Below are 15,127 nucleotides of genomic sequence, written 5' to 3' on the forward strand. Positions count from 1 at the left end.
CGGGCACATGATATTCGGTTTGGACGGCATCGAGATCGGCCTGATCATCGTCTTTCTCTGCCTCTTCGGTGGGATCCTGTCGGGCTTTCCGGTGGCCTTCGCCATCGGCGGCGCCGGTGTCATCTCCTTCGCCATCATCGCGGGGCTCGATGCCTCGGGTTTGCTGGTGCACCAGGCCATCGACACCTCGTCGCAGGCCTATCGCGACCTCGTCGCCTCGGGCGTGAATGCCGAGACGATATCGATATTCCGAAACCCAGACCTGCCAAGGGTGGCGCATGCCGTCTTCCCGCAGGGGTGGGAAACGGCGCTGGACCGCAACGTGTCCTTCATCGTGAACCGGATGAACGAACGCGTGCTGGCCGGCCAGTCGATCGAGACGCTGCTGGCGGTGCTGATGTTCGTGATGATGGGCATCACGCTGGAACGGTCCAAGATCGCCGAGGATCTCTTGACCACCATGGCCCGCGTCTTCGGGCCCATGCCGGGCGGTCTGGCCGTTTCGGTGGTCGTGGTGGGCGCGTTTCTGGCGGCCTCGACCGGGATCGTAGGCGCTACCGTGGTGACCATGGGCCTCTTGTCGCTGCCCACGATGTTGCGCAACAATTACTCGCCCGAACTGGCGACGGGGGTCATCGCGGCCTCCGGCACATTGGGCCAGATCATTCCACCGTCCATCGTGATCGTCCTTCTGGGCACGCTGGCCGGTGACCTTTATGCGACCGCGCAAGAGGCGCGGGCAACGGCGGCGGGCTGTTCCGATGCGCTGACCTATCTGGGCAAGCCCGCGGTGGTGTCGGTCGGCACGCTCTTCCAGGCGGCGATGCTGCCGGGGATCCTGCTGGCGATGCTCTATGCGCTTTATGCCCTGGGTTTTGCCTTCCTGAACCCGTCCAAAGCCCCGCCCGTCGCGGTCGAGCCGGGCTCCGGCCCGGTGATCGTGCGGTCGGACGCGCTGGCCTGGTTCGTGGGGGCGCCGATTCTGCTGATCGGGGCGCTGGTGATCGCGGGGCAGTTCGGAATGGTCGGCAGCCAGACGATCGTGACGGATTCCCAGAGCCAGACGGTACGCATGGCAAGCCTGCGCACCAATGTCGGGCCGGAATGCAAGGCCGCGATGATCGAGCTTCACGGCCAGAAGGCGTGGGACAATGCCGTGGCCGAACAGGCCGCGATCACGTCGTCCGACAGTGCCGCGTCTGCGGCGGCGGCCTCGGGTGACCAGACCGCGACGCAGGCGGCCGTTGTTTCGGCGCCCGTGATCGGGTCGGGCATTGCGCTTCTGTTCCTGATCGGGGCGCTGGTCCTGACCACGGCGCGGGGCGTGATGGCGCTGGCCGATCCGCGTCCGCTGCTGGTCGGGGCCGTGGGGCTGGTGCTGCTTCTGGCGGTCGACATCCTGTTCATCGCGCCCACGACCTCGGCCGGGGCGACGGTGCTGATCATGGCGATCCCCGTGGCCATCGCGCTGGTGGGCCTGATCGAAGCCGGCAAGCGCATGGCGCAAAACGATCTTCTGCGCGTGGTCTTTCCGCCGCTCGTGCTGATCGTGGCCGTTCTGGGGTCGATCCTGGGCGGCATCACCAACCCGACGCCGGCGGCGGCGCTGGGGGCGGCGGGCGCCGTGATGCTGGCGGCCTATCGCAAGCTGAAGGACGAGGACAAGTCGGGCAAGATCATCATCAACTCGACCTTCGCGATCGGTGTGATGGTCCTGCTGGGCGCGAATTTCGACCTGCGGATCACGCAGGAGGTCGTCACGTTCGAGACCTGGGTGGCCTATCTGGTCGGGATCGCGGCCTACATGTACGCCTTTTTCGGCCTACTCTTCGCGCTCTGGACGCTGCTGCGGTCCCATGTGCTGGGCCCGGTGGTGCGCGAGACGGCGAAGGTCACGTCGATGGTCTTCACGATCCTGATCGGCTCGCAGCTTCTGAACCTGGTGGTCATCTCCTTCGGCGGTGAAGATTACATCCAGGACTTCCTGAAGAGCTATGACAACGAATTCACGGTCTTCCTGATCGTGATGCTTGTGCTCTTCGTGCTGGGCTTCGTTCTTGACTTCCTCGAGATCATCTACATCGTGATCCCGATCGTGGGGCCGGTGATCTATGGTGGCAGCTTCGACCCGAAATGGGTGACGATCATGGTGGCGGTGAACCTGCAGACCTCGTTCCTGACACCGCCCTTCGGTTTCGCGCTGTTCTACCTGCGAGGCGTGGCGCCAAAGGAAGTCACGACCAGCCATATCTACCGCGGGATCATCCCCTTCGTTCTGATCCAGGTCATCGGGCTGTCGATCCTGTGGCTGTTCCCGGGGATCGTGACCATCGTGCCGGACCTGATCCCGCACTGACCCGACGGGCGGGCCGGCAATCCGGCCCGCGCCCGGGAACAGGGGGAAGACCTTTCGAACGGCTTTGCCCTGCACCCGGATACCGACCTTTGGCATGTGTCGGCCGGTACGGGGGCGGGCCGCTGCGGCGCAGTGTCCACAGCCCGCTGGTCCCGGCCCGGAATGCCGGACGGACCTGCCGATCATTGGCCCGGGTCCGATTTCGGCCCCGGACCGGAACCGTCAGGCGGCAGAGCGGGTTTCCACACCGTCCGGATCGTCGGCGACGGTGAAGCGCGCGACCTGTTGGACCAGGCGTCCGGCTTCGGCGTCGAGGGCAGAGTTGGCGGCGCTGGTTTCCTCGAACATGGCGGCGTTTTCCTGCGTCGCCTGGTCCAGCTGGGAAATCGATGTGTCGATCTCTCGCAGGCCAATGGACTGTTCTTCTGCGGATCGGGCGATGCCGTCGACGTGGTCGGTCATGTTGGCCACGGCCTGGACGATTTCGTGAAGCGCGTCGCCGGCCGTCCGGACGAGATCTGCGCCGCGGTTGACGTGCTGGCCCGAGGCCGAGATCAGCTTGTTGATCTCTCGCGCCGAACCGGAGGCCCGCTGTGCCAGGGCCCGCACCTCCGAGGCCACGACTGCGAAACCGGACCCGGCCTCGCCCGCGCGGGCGGCTTCGACCCCGGCATTCAGGGCCAGCAGGTTGGTCTGGAAGGCGATGTCCTCGATCTCGTCGATGATGCGGGCGATTTCCAGCGACGATTGTTCGATCTGGCCCATGGCTTCGACGGTTTCCTCGACAATGGTCTCCGTTCGTTCCGCCTTTTCCCTTGCGGTCTTGGCCAGCGTGTTGGCTTGCGAGGCGCCCTGCGCCGAGACCGCGACCGACTGCGTCAGCTCGCTGAGTGCGGCGGCGGTTTCCTCCAGCGTGGCGGCGGCGTTTTCCGTCCGGCGCGACAGGTCGTTTGACGCGCTGGCGATTTCGCCCACGGCGGTGCGGATATCCTTGGCCGACAGGCTGATCGCGCGGATCAGGGTCGCCAGGATGCCCACGGTTTCGTTGAAGTCCTGGCGCAACTGGTCATAGCCGCCAGAGAAGCTTTCCCGGATTTCCGAATCCAGGTCTCCGGCGGCCAGGCTTTTCAGGCCGCTGGCCAGACGGGCCACGACATTGGCCTGTTCTGTTTCGCGCGCGGCGTTCTGGGCTTCCAGCGCCCGCTTTTCCATCAGGCCCAGGCGCAGCGCGTCCGTCTGCTCGGCAATAGTTCCGATCTCGTCCCTGCGGCCCAGGGTCGATATGTCCTCGTCGACCGCGCCCTCGCGGATCCGCTTGATCGAGGCGGCAAGCGCGTTCAGCGGCACGGTGATGGTGCGCGCGATCAGGTGGCCGGCCCCGACCAGCAGCAGCAGGACAACGACCAGCAGGATCACGGACTTGATCACCTCTTTCCGGATAAGGGCGTTCAGGTCGTCGACATAGACCCCGGTGCCGACCATCCAGTTCCAGCCCGGAACGATCGAGGAATAGCTGACCTTGGCCATCGGCACGTCTTCACCTGCGCGCGGCCACATATAGTCGACGAAGCCGCCGCCGGCCTGGCCCGCGGCGATCAGTTCCTGAATGACCATCTTGCCGTTCGGGTCCTCCAGTTCCCACAGGGATGCACCGACCATGTCGGGATTGGGGTGCGCCAGGGCGGTTCCGTCCAGCGTGTAGAGAAAGATGTAATCGTTGCTGTTGTACCGGATGGCCCCGATGGCGTGGATCGCCCGTTCCTGCGCCTCTGCCAGCGTCATTTCACCGGCTTCGGCACGCGCGGCAAAGCCGAGCGCGATGGAGATGGCGCTTTCCGTCTGCGAACGGACAAGATCTTCGCGGTTCTCGGAAATGGTGTTGCGGATTTCCAAGGTCTCGAGCGCGACCACGGCGATCATGAAGAGCCCGGCGAGCAGGTTCAGCAGAAGAAGTTTGCGGGAAATGGTCAGTGATGGCATCGGTTCGGGGCCTCGTCTTTTCCGCCGCTTGGTGCTGGGAGGCAGGGGCAGATGCCTGCTTCGGCCCCGGAATGCCACAGATACCTTTCCAGGATGCTAATTCGACCGAAATCCCCCTGGCGTTGATCCGGCGAGACGGCATACTAGGGGGCCGCTGCCCCCGGCGCAGCACGGCAAAAGGCCCGGTGCCGGCCCGGACATCTTCATCGAAATTTACGAAAATCGCCGGAAAAAACCCGTCAGGCGGTGCCGGGTTGCGGTTCAGCGCCGGGTGGGGCGGCGATCCGGAAGGTGGATATTGGCCACCTGCTCGGCGATCGGATCGGTCGACAGCGGATGCAGTTCGGCCTTGTATTCCTCGGGCCGTTCGACCGGCTGCCAGCGGCCGCCGGAATAGACCTCCAGGGCCGAAAAATTGGACTTGTAGCCCATCTTCTGGCTGCCCGGCACCCAGTAGCCCAGGTAGACGTATGGCAGGCCGCTTTCCCGGGCGATCTGGACGTGGTCCAGGATCATGTAGGTGCCCAGGCTGCGGGGCTGCAGGTCTGGTTCGTAGAACGAGTAGACCATGCTGACCCCGTCCTCCAGCACGTCGGTCAGGCTGACGCCGACCAGTTCGCCGTCCTCGGCATATTCCACCACGCGGCTGCGGATCGGGGTCTCCTCGATCATCGCGGCGAATTCGTAGACGTCCATGTCGGCCATGCCGCCATCGGCGTGGCGTTCGTCCAGGTAGCGGCGGAACAGCTGGTATTGTGCATCCGTGGCCCAGGGCGAGGTCGCCCGGCGGCCAAGATGGCCATTGCGCCGGATCGCGCGCTTCTGGCTTTTGGACGGCTTGAACCGGGACACGTCTATGCGGGCCGACAGGCAAGCCGAGCATTCGGCGCAGGACGGACGGTAAAGCACGTTCTGCGACCGGCGAAAGCCCTGCTGGGACAGGGCGTTGTTCAGACGGTCGGCGTTTTCGCCCTGTAGCGCGGTAAACAGCTTTCGTTCCATCCGGCCCTCGATATAGGGGCAGGGCTGCGGGGCCGTGACATAAAACTGCGGCGCGATGGGCAAGGTATGGCGCATGGGCGATCCGTAAAAAGCTGGACCGATGCTAGCGCTGGTCCCTGCGGCTGCCAAGTAGGGATCTGCAAGCGGCGAAAAGGCCGCCTGCAGGGGCAATTTCAGGCCATCCGGCGGTTCACCGCGGCGGTGCCAAGGATCATGTCGGTCAGGCCCTGGCCGCGGCTGGAGGTCAGCATGACGACGACCGAGACCACCTGAAGGATCGGGAACGAGACGCTGACCAGATAGCCCAGCGTGTGCAGGATCGCGGTGCCGAAATCGAAGCGATGGCCGAAGCGGTCACGCAGTTCCACCCCCGCGAACTGCATGCCCCACGTGGCCGAACCCGAGGCCAGCGTCAGCGTGCGGTAAAAGAAGGACACGGTCAGGTACAGGATCGGCCAGACCAGGGCGCCCAGGAAGGCTGTGAACACGACCAGGATACCGCTGACCAGGAAGATCAGCACGACGTCGATGATCCAGGCCAGAAAGCGCTTGGACGTGGTGCCCTGGTAGAACTCGGGCGAGAAGTCGGGGTCGGGAAGATGGGTCATCGTACGGTCCTGTCGGTTGCGCCGCGTCGGGCGGCCGGGTGCCATGCATCGCAGCGCGAAGGCACAAAGATAGGGGATCGGAGGGAAAGATGAAGATCTGTTCCCTTTCGGGAACGAAAAACCCCTGCCGCCGTGGGATGCCGGGGCAGGGGCCGTCGGGCGCAAGGCGCGCCCTTCGGGGTCGTGTGGGGGCCGTTCGGCGCCGTACGGCCCGGTCAGGCGAAGGGGCTGCTGCCGTCTTCGGGGTTGCCCTGTTCGGCCTTGGGGGCGCGGGCTTCGCGGGACCGTTCGTCCATGAACTGGTCGAACTCCGCCTTGTCCTTGGCGTCGCGCAGGCGGCCCAGGAAGGATTCGAAGTCCTGCTGTTCCTGTTCCAGGCGGCGCAGCGTTTCTTCCTTGTAGCTGTCGAAGGCGGTGTTCCCGCTGGAGCGGAAGTGACGCCCCTGGCCGCGGCCGCAGCCGCCCCAGGCGGCGCCATGGTTGCGGTGGTGCTTGTGGCTGCTGAACATGCGCTTGCTCCAGATCATGTAGGCGAGAAGGGCGAGGCCCGCGGGCCAGAAGAAGATGAAGCCCAGGACCATGAGCGCGATCCATGCGCCCTTGCCCTTGCTGTCGAGCCAGGCTTCGGACCGGCTGAGCCAGCCATAGGCCTGGTTTGTGACATCGGTTGTCGTCGTGGTCATTGACTGTGATCTCCGGAACGGGTGGCTCGGGTGTGATCGGCCTCCCTGTCTGGGTATGTAAATGCCTTTCACATCACATGAGATCGGTATCGTCCGGGGCTGTTGCAAGGGTTGATGTGAAAGTTTTTTACATTCTGCGCCGCGGCGCTGGGGAAAGTCGCGGGGGCGTCTTTCAAGTATTTGTAAAATATATGATTTCCTTTGGGTGGTTCACCCCAAAAGCAGCGACACGATCAGGGTCAGCGGGGTCAGGATGTCCCAGAAATAGATCGGCCCGGCATTGTTGATCGAGAAATTCTTCTCGCGGATCATCTCGTCAGTGTGGACCTTGGCGGCGCCCCACAGGAAGCAGCAGGCCATGATCGTGATGGCGATGGCGGCATCGCGGCCCAGGACGGCGGCGGCAATGGCGCCCAGGCCGATGCCAAGGTTCGCCCAGCCGATTTCCAGCTGGAAGGGGCTGGTGGCCCAGCCGATGGATTTCGCCACCATCTCGGACGCGGTCAGATGGCCGAAGGCGGACCAGAGGCTGCTGAGCCCCAGCGATACGGCCAGCATCCATGCGGTCAGGGGCGACAGGGTGTCGGCGGCAAGGGGCATGGGCACGCCCAGCAGGCCCAGCACGATGGCCAGCAGGTAAAGAATGACGGGAATGAAGGCGAGTATGGTCATGTCGGTGGTGTCCAATGATCTGACGAAAATTGACGCCACTTTAGCGCGAATTCCGTGTGTCGCAGCAGGATTGTTGGGAGCCGCCAGGCCAGTACCAACCCGTTCAGCGGAAGACGTTGACGGCCTGTTCGAACTGCGCCTCGGTCAGGTCGGGATTGTGCTTGCGAAGACAGGCGTACATCGCGGCGCTGTCGGCATCGCCCTGGGCCTTGGTCAGCTTGGTGCCAAGCCACACGTGGTCGGGCATGTCGCCCATGCACTCCATCGCGACCAGTCGGCCGACGCCGAGATCCGACAGGGCCGCGGCGACGCTGTCCTTGTGGGACGCGATGTCCGCCCCGTCATCGGCCAGGGCGACGGTGGCAAAAAGTGCGAAGGCGCCGGCAATCAGAGGCTTTGTCATCATTCCATAGATCTATCACAGGCTGTGTTCGAAAGCGATGGCGCAGGGCAAGAAACCCGCCTGTGCCGCGGGTCACCCGTATCCGTTGCGCTTTGTTTGCGCCGGGGCCACCGCACGTTTCGTGTCACGACAAGCATTGGCTCCGGTGCCCGACTGTATCTGCGCCGCGAACGGATGGATCCGGCAAGGCGCCGGTCACCCGCGACGGCCGCGGATGATCCCCTTGCTTTGCGCTTTGGACGCACGCACCGCAGCGCCGGTCAGTACCGCGACAGGCGTTCGGTCAGAAGCGTGAAGAACCCGTCGGCATCCACGTCCTTGATGAAAAGCGCATTGGCCTTGCGGTCGGTCACGCGCCACCAGTCCGCGACCGTCATGCCCAGCGTCAGTTCGGACCCGGTCTCGATCTCGACATTGATTTCGCGCCCCGAGAAAAGGTCGGGCTCCAGAAGCCAGGCGATGACGCAGGGGTCGTGCAGGGGCGCGCCGTTCGATCCGTATTTCTCCTTGTCGAAACGTTCGAAGAAATCGGTCATCTCGGCCACGGCGATGCCGGCGGGGGTGCCCAGTGCGCGGAAGGCATCGTTCCGTTCGGCGGTGACCAGCGCCTTGTGGGTCACGTCCAGCGGCAGGACCACGATGGGCACGCCGGACGCGAAGACGATCTTCGCGGCCTCGGGATCCACATAGATGTTGAACTCGGCCGTTGGGGTGATGTTTCCGACCTCGAAATAGGCGCCGCCCATCATGACGATCTGCTTGATCCGGCCGGCGATGTCGGGCGCGCGGTCCAGCGCCACGGCGACATTGGTCAGGGGGCCAAGGGTGCAGAGCGTGACGGTGCCCGCATCGTGGGCGCGCAGCGTGTCGATCAGGACGTCGACCGAATGTCCGTCCGACAGCGGCATGACCGGGTCGGGCAGGGTGGGCCCGTCCAGTCCGGTCTTGCCGTGGACATGTTCCGCGGTGATCAGCTTGCGTGCGATGGGGGCGTCACAGCCGGCGTGGACGGGAATGTCGGTCCGGCCCGCCAGTTCGCAGATGATGCGCGCGTTCTTGGACGTCAGATCCAGCGGCACGTTGCCCGCGACCGTGGTGATGGCCAGCACCTCCAGCTCCTCGGGGCTCGCCAGGGCCAGCAGGATGGCCACGGCGTCGTCCTGGCCGGGATCGGTGTCGATGATGATCTTCTGGGGGGACATGGGGACTCCGTGATTTTGGCGGCAGAGTGGATCGGCGACCGGGGGCTGTCCAGAGGTGGCAGGTCGCGGTTGCGGATGTGGCGGTCGGGCGGGGACTGGACGGGGGCCGGAGACGGTGCGTGCCAGGCACGCACCCTGCGGGTGGCTTTGCCGGCGCGGGGGAAACGGGTCAAGGGGCCGGCCAGATGGACCAGCCCGTCGGGTGCGTGCCTGGCACGTATCGTCTTCCCGTCGAGCCCGCCCGGACGCGATCAGGTGCAACAGATCGGACCGACCGCCTGAACCAACGCGTAGGGTGCGTGCTCTGCACGCACCGTAACCCGTCCGCACCTGCCTAGCCTTTCGCCGCCTTCTCCTGGGCCTTCACGGCATCCCAGAGCGCGTCCATCTCCTCCAGCGTACTCTCGTCCGGAGTACGACCCTCGGCGGCCAGGCGCGCCTCGACCCCGGCGAAGCGGCGGGTGAACTTGGCATTGGTGCGGCGCAGCGCCTGTTCGGGTTCCACCCCCAGGTGACGGCCCAGGTTCACCATGACGAAGAGGAGGTCTCCGAATTCCTCCTCGATCTCGTCCGGGCCCAGGGTGTCACGGGCCTCGACCAGTTCCTGCGCTTCCTCGGCGACCTTGGCCAGCACATTGCCGGCCGACGGCCAGTCGAAGCCCACCCGCGCGGCGCGGCGTTGCAGCTTGTAGGCGCGCAGGAGCGCGGGAAGGTTGCCGGCCACGCCGTCCAGCGCGCCCTGCTGCGCCTTGCCGGCGCGTTCGGCAGCCTTGATCTGTTCCCAGTCGGCCGTCTGCTGGTCGGCCGACTTGTCCCGCGATTCGTCGCCGAAGATATGGGGATGGCGCGCGACCATCTTGTCGGACACGGCCTTGACAACCGAATTGAAGGTAAAGCGGCCGTCTTCGGTTCCCATCTGGGTGAAATAGACTGTCTGCAGCAGCAGATCGCCCAGCTCGCCCTCCAGGTCGGCCCAGTCCTGCCGTTCGATCGCGTCGGCCACTTCATAGGCTTCCTCGATCGTGTAGGGGGCGATGGTGGCGTAGGTCTGTTCGATGTCCCAGGGGCAACCGGTCTGCGGGTCGCGCAACCTGCGCATGATTTCCAGAAGGCGGTCGATTCCGTCCTCCATATCGTGGATCGGGTCGCGATCAGGCATTGCGGCGGCCTCTCGGTCGGTGTCAGAGTGGGGGGCGAACGGTGCCGACCTGACCGCAACCGGCAGGCAGAGTCCAGCCCGGCCAGGACGGCACCGGCCGAGAGGGGAAGGGTCGTCCTGCGGGGGCAGGTGGCCCGTCGTTGTGCAAAGCCGCGGGGGCTGGGCAGACGTCCTTTCGACCGTCTCCCACCCGCCCGCCCCGACGCTCGAAAGGACGTCTGCCCGGATGGGACTGGAAGATGCTAAGAACCAGGTCGATCAGGCCTTCATGCGCCGCGACCCCAAGGGCCGCAGTTTCGAAAACACCTTCGGGGGCGCCACGTCGTTCCTGCGTTGCCGCTACACGAAGGATCTGACCGGGGTCGACATCGCCGTCACGGGCGTGCCTTTCGACCAGGCGGTGACGAACCGGCCCGGCACGCGGCTGGGCCCGCGCGCGATCCGCGAGGCATCGGCCCTGCAATCGCCCGACCAGCCCTATGGCTGGGATTTCGACGCGCTGGAGGAATTCACGGTCGTCGATTACGGCGACCTGGCCTTCGACTATGCCAATGTCCCGGCCTTTCCGGATACGCTGACGTCCCATATCGGCGGGATCCTGAGCGCCGGCGCGGCCAGCGTGGTGCTGGGGGGCGATCATTACATCAGCTTCCCGATCCTTAAGGCCTATGCCGAAAGGTTCGGGCCGATGGCGCTGATCCATTTCGACGCCCATTCCGACACCTGGGCCGATGACGACATGACCCGGATCGACCACGGCACCATGTTCTACAAGGCGGTGAAGACTGGCATCGTGGACCCGGCGAAGTCGATCCAGATCGGGATCCGCACGCACAATCCGGATCCCTTGGGCGTTCATACCATCGACGCGCGGTCCGTGCACGAGATGGGGCCGGCGGCCGTCGTGGCCAAGGCAAAGGAGATCGTCGGCGATCATCCCGTCTATGTCACCTTCGACATCGATGCGCTGGACCCGGCCTTCGCGCCCGGCACCGGCACGCCGGTCTGGGGCGGCCTGACATCCTGGCAGGCGGCGGCGATGCTGCGGGGCCTGGCGGGCATCAACATCCGCGGCGGCGATATCGTCGAGGTCTCGCCCCCCTTCGACACGACCGGCGCCACCGCCATTGCCGGTGCCCATGTCGCCACGGAACTCGTCCAGCTGATCGGGGCGAGGATGCGCGGATGACGGCAAGAAACCAGCCGATCAGCGGCAACGACCTGGCCAGGTTTTCCGGGCCCAACACCTTCATGCGGCTGCCGCAGGCCAACACGCTCGACGGGCTGGACGTGGCGTTCCTTGGGATCCCGTCGGATATCGGGACCTCGTGGCGGTCGGGCACGCGCTTCGGGCCCAAGCAGATCCGCGCCGAAAGCGCGATGATCCGGCCCTACAACATGTTCACCGGCGCCGCGCCCTTCGACAGCCTGAACATCGCCGATATCGGCGATCTGGCGATCAACACGTTTTCCCTGCCGCAGACGCTGCAGATCATCGAAGAAAGCTATGATGCGATCCTGGCCCATGATGTGATCCCGATGGCGATGGGGGGCGATCATTCGATCACCCTGCCGATCCTGCGGGCGATGGCGAAAAAGCACGGGCCCATGGCAGTGATCCACATCGACGCCCATGCCGACGTCAACGACGAGATGTTCGGCGAGCGCGAGACCCACGGCACCGTCTTCCGACGCGCGTACGAGGAAGGGTTGCTGATCCCCGACAAGGTCTACCAGATCGGGATCCGCGGCTCGGGTTACGGCCCCGAAGACTTTGCCGAAGCACGGTCCTGGGGGTTCCAGCAGTTCCAGGCCAATGCGCTGTGGAATCGCGACCTTGGGCCGCTGGGGTCCGAAATCCGGCGCGATATCGGCCGCCGGCCGGTCTATATCAGCTATGACATCGACAGTCTGGACCCGGCCTATGCGCCCGGCACCGGCACGCCGGAAATCGGCGGGCTGACCACGGGGCAGGCGCTGTCGCTGATACAGGCGCTGCGCGGCATTTACGTGAAAGGCTGCGATCTGGTCGAGGTGTCGCCGCCCTACGATTCCATGGGCACGACGGCGCTGACCGGGGCGAACCTGCTGTTCGAAATGCTGTGCATCCTGCAGCACGTGGAAATCCACCACTTCCCTGCCGCGCCCAAGGGCGAAACCAAATAGGCGCAGCGACGACCGGACGCAGCGGTTTCCACGGCCCTCCCGGGGCATGCTGACCCTGGCGCATGTCGTGTCGGGGAAGGACGGTCTGTACAGGGCCGCAGGGGAAACGCGTGGGATGAGAACGGTCTTGATGATCCTGTTCGTAGTGATTGTGCTGGTTGTCGTGGCGTTGGGCTATATCCGCCTGGCGCCCAGTGACGTGTCGCTTTGGGACGAACCGCTGGATATCTCGCAGGACGAGGATCTGCCGGGCGGGGTGAAGCGTGTGGTCGAAACCGGGCCGGACGGACTGGCGAAGCTGGATGCCGTCGCGATGGCCACGGCGCGCACGACGCGGCTGGCCGGATCGGTGGCGGCGGGGCGGATCACCTGGATCACCCGCACGAAAGTGATTGGTTTTCCCGATTACACCACGGCCCAGCAGGACGGGGACAAGCTGATGATCTACGGCCGGCTGCGTTTCGGCAAGTCAGACCTTGGCGTGAACCGCGCCCGCGTCGACGGGTGGATCGACCGGATCGAGTTCTGACGAGACACAGCCATCCTGGATCTCGCGCCACATCGGGACGTTCAGCGACATCTGGCACTGTGCGATGAAGGCGCGCCCGTCGACCCGCAGGCAGGAATATTCGCCCAGTTCGACCCGCGCGCCCTGACGGTCGGTGCAATAGCAGTCCTGAACCTTGCCCCCGGGGCCGACCACGTCGGACAGGGCGGGCGTTGCCAGAACAAGAAGAAGGGGCAGGGCTGTTATCCTCATGATTGCAGGTTAGCACGGTCGGGCGCTTGACCAAAGCGTTTTGATGGGGGAAGCACCGCCAATGATCCCTACGGACCGACTCGATCAGATCACCCAGCGCTTCGAATATCTCGAAGCGGCGATGGCTGCGGCCAGCGGCAGCGAAATCGCGGCCCTGGCGCGCGAATATTCCGACCTGAAGCCCGTGGTCGAACAGATCGCGCTGTGGCGCCGTCTGCAATCCGACCTGGCCGAAGCGCAGGCGATGCTGGCCGATCCCGACATGAAGGAACTGGCCGAGGAAGAACTGCCCCAGTTGCGCGCCCGCCTGCCCGAGGCGGAACACGCCCTGCAACTGGCGCTTCTGCCCAAGGACGAGGCCGATGCACGCCCCGCCATGCTGGAGATCCGGCCCGGCACCGGGGGCGAGGAGGCGGCGCTTTTCGCGTCCGACCTTCTGCGCATGTACCAGCGCTATGCCGAAGACCACGGCTGGCGGTTCGAAGTGATCGAGGAACAGGCGACCGAACTGGGCGGCATCAAGGATGTCGTGGTTCACGTGACCGGCGAAAACGTCTTTGCCCGGCTGAAATACGAAAGCGGTGTCCATCGCGTCCAGCGGGTGCCGGCCACCGAAAGCGGCGGGCGGATCCATACCTCGGCCGCCACCGTGGCGGTCCTGCCGGAGGCGCAGGAGGTCGACATCCAGATCAATGCGAACGACATCCGGATCGACACGATGCGTTCGTCTGGTGCCGGCGGGCAGCACGTGAACACGACCGACTCCGCTGTGCGTATAACGCACATTCCGTCGGGCATCGTCGTGACCAGTTCGGAAAAGTCCCAGCACCGCAACCGCGAGATCGCGATGCAGGTCCTGCGGACCCGACTTTACGACATGGAACGCCAGAAGGTCGACAGCGCGCGATCTGCCGACCGCGCTTCGCAGGTCGGTTCGGGCGACCGCTCGGAACGCATCCGGACCTACAACTTCCCCCAGGGCCGGATGACCGATCACCGGATCAACCTGACGCTCTACAAGCTGGACCAGGTGATGCAGGGCGACCTGGACGAGGTGATCGACGCGCTGACCGCCGACGACCAGTCGCGCATGCTGGCGGAGATGGGGCAGGGCGCGTGACCGCGGCAGAAGCGCTGGCCGCGGCCGCCGCAAGGCTGCGCGCGGCGGGCGTGCCCGATCCGGTCCGCGATGCGCGCAGGCTTCTGGCCCATGCCGCCCGGATCGACGCGGCGCGGATCACCCTGATCGCCCCGGATCCGCTGGACCCCGCCATCGCCGAACGGTTCGGCCATCTGGTCGGCTTGCGCGAAACCCGCGTGCCGGTGTCGCAGATCGTGGGCGAACGCCAGTTCTATGGCCGCACCTTCGCCATCAGCGGCGACGTGCTGGATCCAAGGCCGGAAACGGAGACCCTGATCGAATGCGCCCTGGCAGAACCCTTTGCCCGGGTGCTGGATTTGGGCACGGGGTCGGGCTGCATCCTTGTGACGCTTCTGGCCGAAAGGCCCGACGCGGTGGGCCTGGGCGTCGATCTGTCGGAAGCCGCGTGTTTCCAGGCCTCGGCCAATGTCGTCCGGCACGAACTGACATGGCGCGCGCAGATCCGGCAAATGGACTGGTACGGCGGCCAAGGCCAGACCTATGACCTGATCGTGTCGAACCCGCCCTATATCGCCGAGAACGAGATGGCGGGGCTGGACCCCGAGGTGCGCCTGTTCGAGCCGGCCATGGCCCTGACCGATTTCGGCGACGGGCTGGGGGCGTATCGCGCCATCGCGGCCGGGGCATCCGCGCACCTGGAACCCGGCGGGCGGCTGATCGTCGAGATCGGGCCGACGCAAGGGGCGGCGGTGTCCGCGCTGATGGAGGCGGCGGGGCTGACGGGGATACAGGTGATCGCCGATCTGGACGGCCGCGACCGGGTGGTGCTCGGACGGCACAACCCTGCATAAACTCGGCGTGATCACCTCAATTAGAGCGAAAAAACGCAATAGCGGCCCAATCTGCCCCTTGTATGGGGGCGCAAGTCGTGTTTATTCCATTGGTGTCGCCAGCAACTGGATGCCGGGGAACGGTCGACGACCATCCTGCGCACCGGGCGACGCCAAGCCAGAAAAAGTCGACGGACCGACAGA

The 15,127-nt window shown here is 65.3% G+C and carries 15 protein-coding genes; 6 read left to right on the top strand and 9 right to left on the bottom strand.

Features of this window, described 5'->3' with window-relative positions:
* Window positions 1-7 precede the first annotated feature (7 nt).
* The gene (locus FQK05_RS14440) at window positions 8-2,356 is read left to right on the top strand and encodes a TRAP transporter large permease (RefSeq protein WP_158968023.1); all 2,349 of its coding nucleotides are present in this window, start codon (window positions 8-10) and stop codon (window positions 2,354-2,356) included.
* A 222-nt stretch (window positions 2,357-2,578) separates the two neighbouring features.
* Here FQK05_RS14440 and FQK05_RS14445 read toward each other — a convergent pair whose 3' ends face one another.
* From FQK05_RS14445 to mazG, 8 genes are all read right to left on the bottom strand, one after another.
* Window positions 2,579-4,336, bottom strand: a complete 1,758-nt coding sequence (locus FQK05_RS14445) for a methyl-accepting chemotaxis protein (protein ID WP_158968025.1) — start codon at window positions 4,334-4,336, stop codon at window positions 2,579-2,581.
* A gap of 261 nt (window positions 4,337-4,597) precedes the next feature.
* Window positions 4,598-5,413, bottom strand: coding sequence for an arginyltransferase (locus tag FQK05_RS14450; RefSeq protein WP_158968027.1), 816 nt, complete (start codon window positions 5,411-5,413; stop codon window positions 4,598-4,600).
* Window positions 5,414-5,511: 98 nt separating this feature from the next.
* Window positions 5,512-5,946, bottom strand: coding sequence for an RDD family protein (locus tag FQK05_RS14455; protein ID WP_158968029.1), 435 nt, complete (start codon window positions 5,944-5,946; stop codon window positions 5,512-5,514).
* Between the two features lie 215 nt (window positions 5,947-6,161).
* Window positions 6,162-6,629: a DUF2852 domain-containing protein gene (locus FQK05_RS14460; RefSeq protein WP_158968031.1), complete on the bottom strand. Its 468-nt coding sequence runs from the start codon at window positions 6,627-6,629 to the stop codon at window positions 6,162-6,164.
* 210 nt (window positions 6,630-6,839) lie between these two features.
* Entirely contained in the window at window positions 6,840-7,301 is a 462-nt protein-coding gene (locus FQK05_RS14465; RefSeq protein ID WP_158968033.1) for a DUF6790 family protein, read from the bottom strand.
* Between the two features lie 103 nt (window positions 7,302-7,404).
* Entirely contained in the window at window positions 7,405-7,707 is a 303-nt protein-coding gene (locus FQK05_RS14470) for a hypothetical protein (RefSeq protein WP_158968035.1), read from the bottom strand.
* Window positions 7,708-7,964: 257 nt separating this feature from the next.
* Complete coding sequence (locus FQK05_RS14475; protein ID WP_158968037.1) at window positions 7,965-8,906, bottom strand: nucleoside hydrolase; 942 nt, start codon at window positions 8,904-8,906, stop codon at window positions 7,965-7,967.
* Window positions 8,907-9,240: 334 nt separating this feature from the next.
* A complete protein-coding gene (gene mazG / locus FQK05_RS14480; RefSeq protein WP_158968039.1) occupies window positions 9,241-10,065 on the bottom strand; it encodes a nucleoside triphosphate pyrophosphohydrolase in 825 nt (274 codons plus the stop codon).
* 226 nt (window positions 10,066-10,291) lie between these two features.
* Here mazG and speB (FQK05_RS14485) point away from each other — a divergent pair, with 226 nt between their 5' ends.
* The 3 genes from speB (FQK05_RS14485) (at window position 10,292) to FQK05_RS14495 (ending at window position 12,760) form a co-directional block, all read left to right on the top strand.
* Window positions 10,292-11,254, top strand: a complete 963-nt coding sequence (speB, locus tag FQK05_RS14485; RefSeq protein WP_158968041.1) for an agmatinase — start codon at window positions 10,292-10,294, stop codon at window positions 11,252-11,254.
* A complete protein-coding gene (speB, locus tag FQK05_RS14490; RefSeq protein WP_158968043.1) occupies window positions 11,251-12,231 on the top strand; it encodes an agmatinase in 981 nt (326 codons plus the stop codon). Before speB (FQK05_RS14485) ends, speB (FQK05_RS14490) begins: the two co-directional genes overlap by 4 nt.
* 115 nt (window positions 12,232-12,346) lie before the next feature.
* Complete coding sequence (locus FQK05_RS14495) at window positions 12,347-12,760, top strand: DUF1499 domain-containing protein (RefSeq protein ID WP_158968045.1); 414 nt, start codon at window positions 12,347-12,349, stop codon at window positions 12,758-12,760.
* Here the strand turns inward: FQK05_RS14495 and FQK05_RS14500 are convergent.
* Window positions 12,701-12,991 carry a hypothetical protein gene (locus FQK05_RS14500; protein ID WP_158968047.1) on the bottom strand — a complete coding sequence of 97 codons (291 nt, stop codon included), beginning with the start codon at window positions 12,989-12,991 and terminating at the stop codon, window positions 12,701-12,703. The two genes, FQK05_RS14495 and FQK05_RS14500, sit on opposite strands and share 60 nt — an antisense overlap.
* Before the next feature lie 61 nt (window positions 12,992-13,052).
* Here FQK05_RS14500 and prfA point away from each other — a divergent pair, with 61 nt between their 5' ends.
* Window positions 13,053-14,111: a peptide chain release factor 1 gene (gene prfA, locus FQK05_RS14505; RefSeq protein WP_158968049.1), complete on the top strand. Its 1,059-nt coding sequence runs from the start codon at window positions 13,053-13,055 to the stop codon at window positions 14,109-14,111.
* A complete protein-coding gene (gene prmC, locus FQK05_RS14510) occupies window positions 14,108-14,944 on the top strand; it encodes a peptide chain release factor N(5)-glutamine methyltransferase (protein WP_233270513.1) in 837 nt (278 codons plus the stop codon). The genes prfA and prmC overlap by 4 nt, the downstream gene beginning before the upstream one ends.
* The last annotated feature ends 183 nt before the right edge of the window (window positions 14,945-15,127 follow it).

The organism is Chachezhania sediminis, from assembly GCF_009765275.1.
Lineage (GTDB): Bacteria > Pseudomonadota > Alphaproteobacteria > Rhodobacterales > Rhodobacteraceae > Chachezhania > Chachezhania sediminis.

Coding starts and splice junctions, on each gene's coding strand:
- FQK05_RS14440 (WP_158968023.1), top strand. CDS start 8: ATGATATTCGGTTTGGACGGCATCGAGATCGGCCTGATCATCGTCTTT.
- speB (WP_158968041.1), top strand. CDS start 10,292: ATGGGACTGGAAGATGCTAAGAACCAGGTCGATCAGGCCTTCATGCGC.
- FQK05_RS14500 (WP_158968047.1), bottom strand. CDS start 12,991: ATGAGGATAACAGCCCTGCCCCTTCTTCTTGTTCTGGCAACGCCCGCC.
- FQK05_RS14455 (WP_158968029.1), bottom strand. CDS start 5,946: ATGACCCATCTTCCCGACCCCGACTTCTCGCCCGAGTTCTACCAGGGC.
- mazG (WP_158968039.1), bottom strand. CDS start 10,065: ATGCCTGATCGCGACCCGATCCACGATATGGAGGACGGAATCGACCGC.
- FQK05_RS14495 (WP_158968045.1), top strand. CDS start 12,347: ATGAGAACGGTCTTGATGATCCTGTTCGTAGTGATTGTGCTGGTTGTC.
- FQK05_RS14465 (WP_158968033.1), bottom strand. CDS start 7,301: ATGACCATACTCGCCTTCATTCCCGTCATTCTTTACCTGCTGGCCATC.
- FQK05_RS14450 (WP_158968027.1), bottom strand. CDS start 5,413: ATGCGCCATACCTTGCCCATCGCGCCGCAGTTTTATGTCACGGCCCCG.
- FQK05_RS14475 (WP_158968037.1), bottom strand. CDS start 8,906: ATGTCCCCCCAGAAGATCATCATCGACACCGATCCCGGCCAGGACGAC.
- prfA (WP_158968049.1), top strand. CDS start 13,053: ATGATCCCTACGGACCGACTCGATCAGATCACCCAGCGCTTCGAATAT.
- FQK05_RS14445 (WP_158968025.1), bottom strand. CDS start 4,336: ATGCCATCACTGACCATTTCCCGCAAACTTCTTCTGCTGAACCTGCTC.
- FQK05_RS14460 (WP_158968031.1), bottom strand. CDS start 6,629: ATGACCACGACGACAACCGATGTCACAAACCAGGCCTATGGCTGGCTC.
- FQK05_RS14470 (WP_158968035.1), bottom strand. CDS start 7,707: ATGATGACAAAGCCTCTGATTGCCGGCGCCTTCGCACTTTTTGCCACC.
- speB (WP_158968043.1), top strand. CDS start 11,251: ATGACGGCAAGAAACCAGCCGATCAGCGGCAACGACCTGGCCAGGTTT.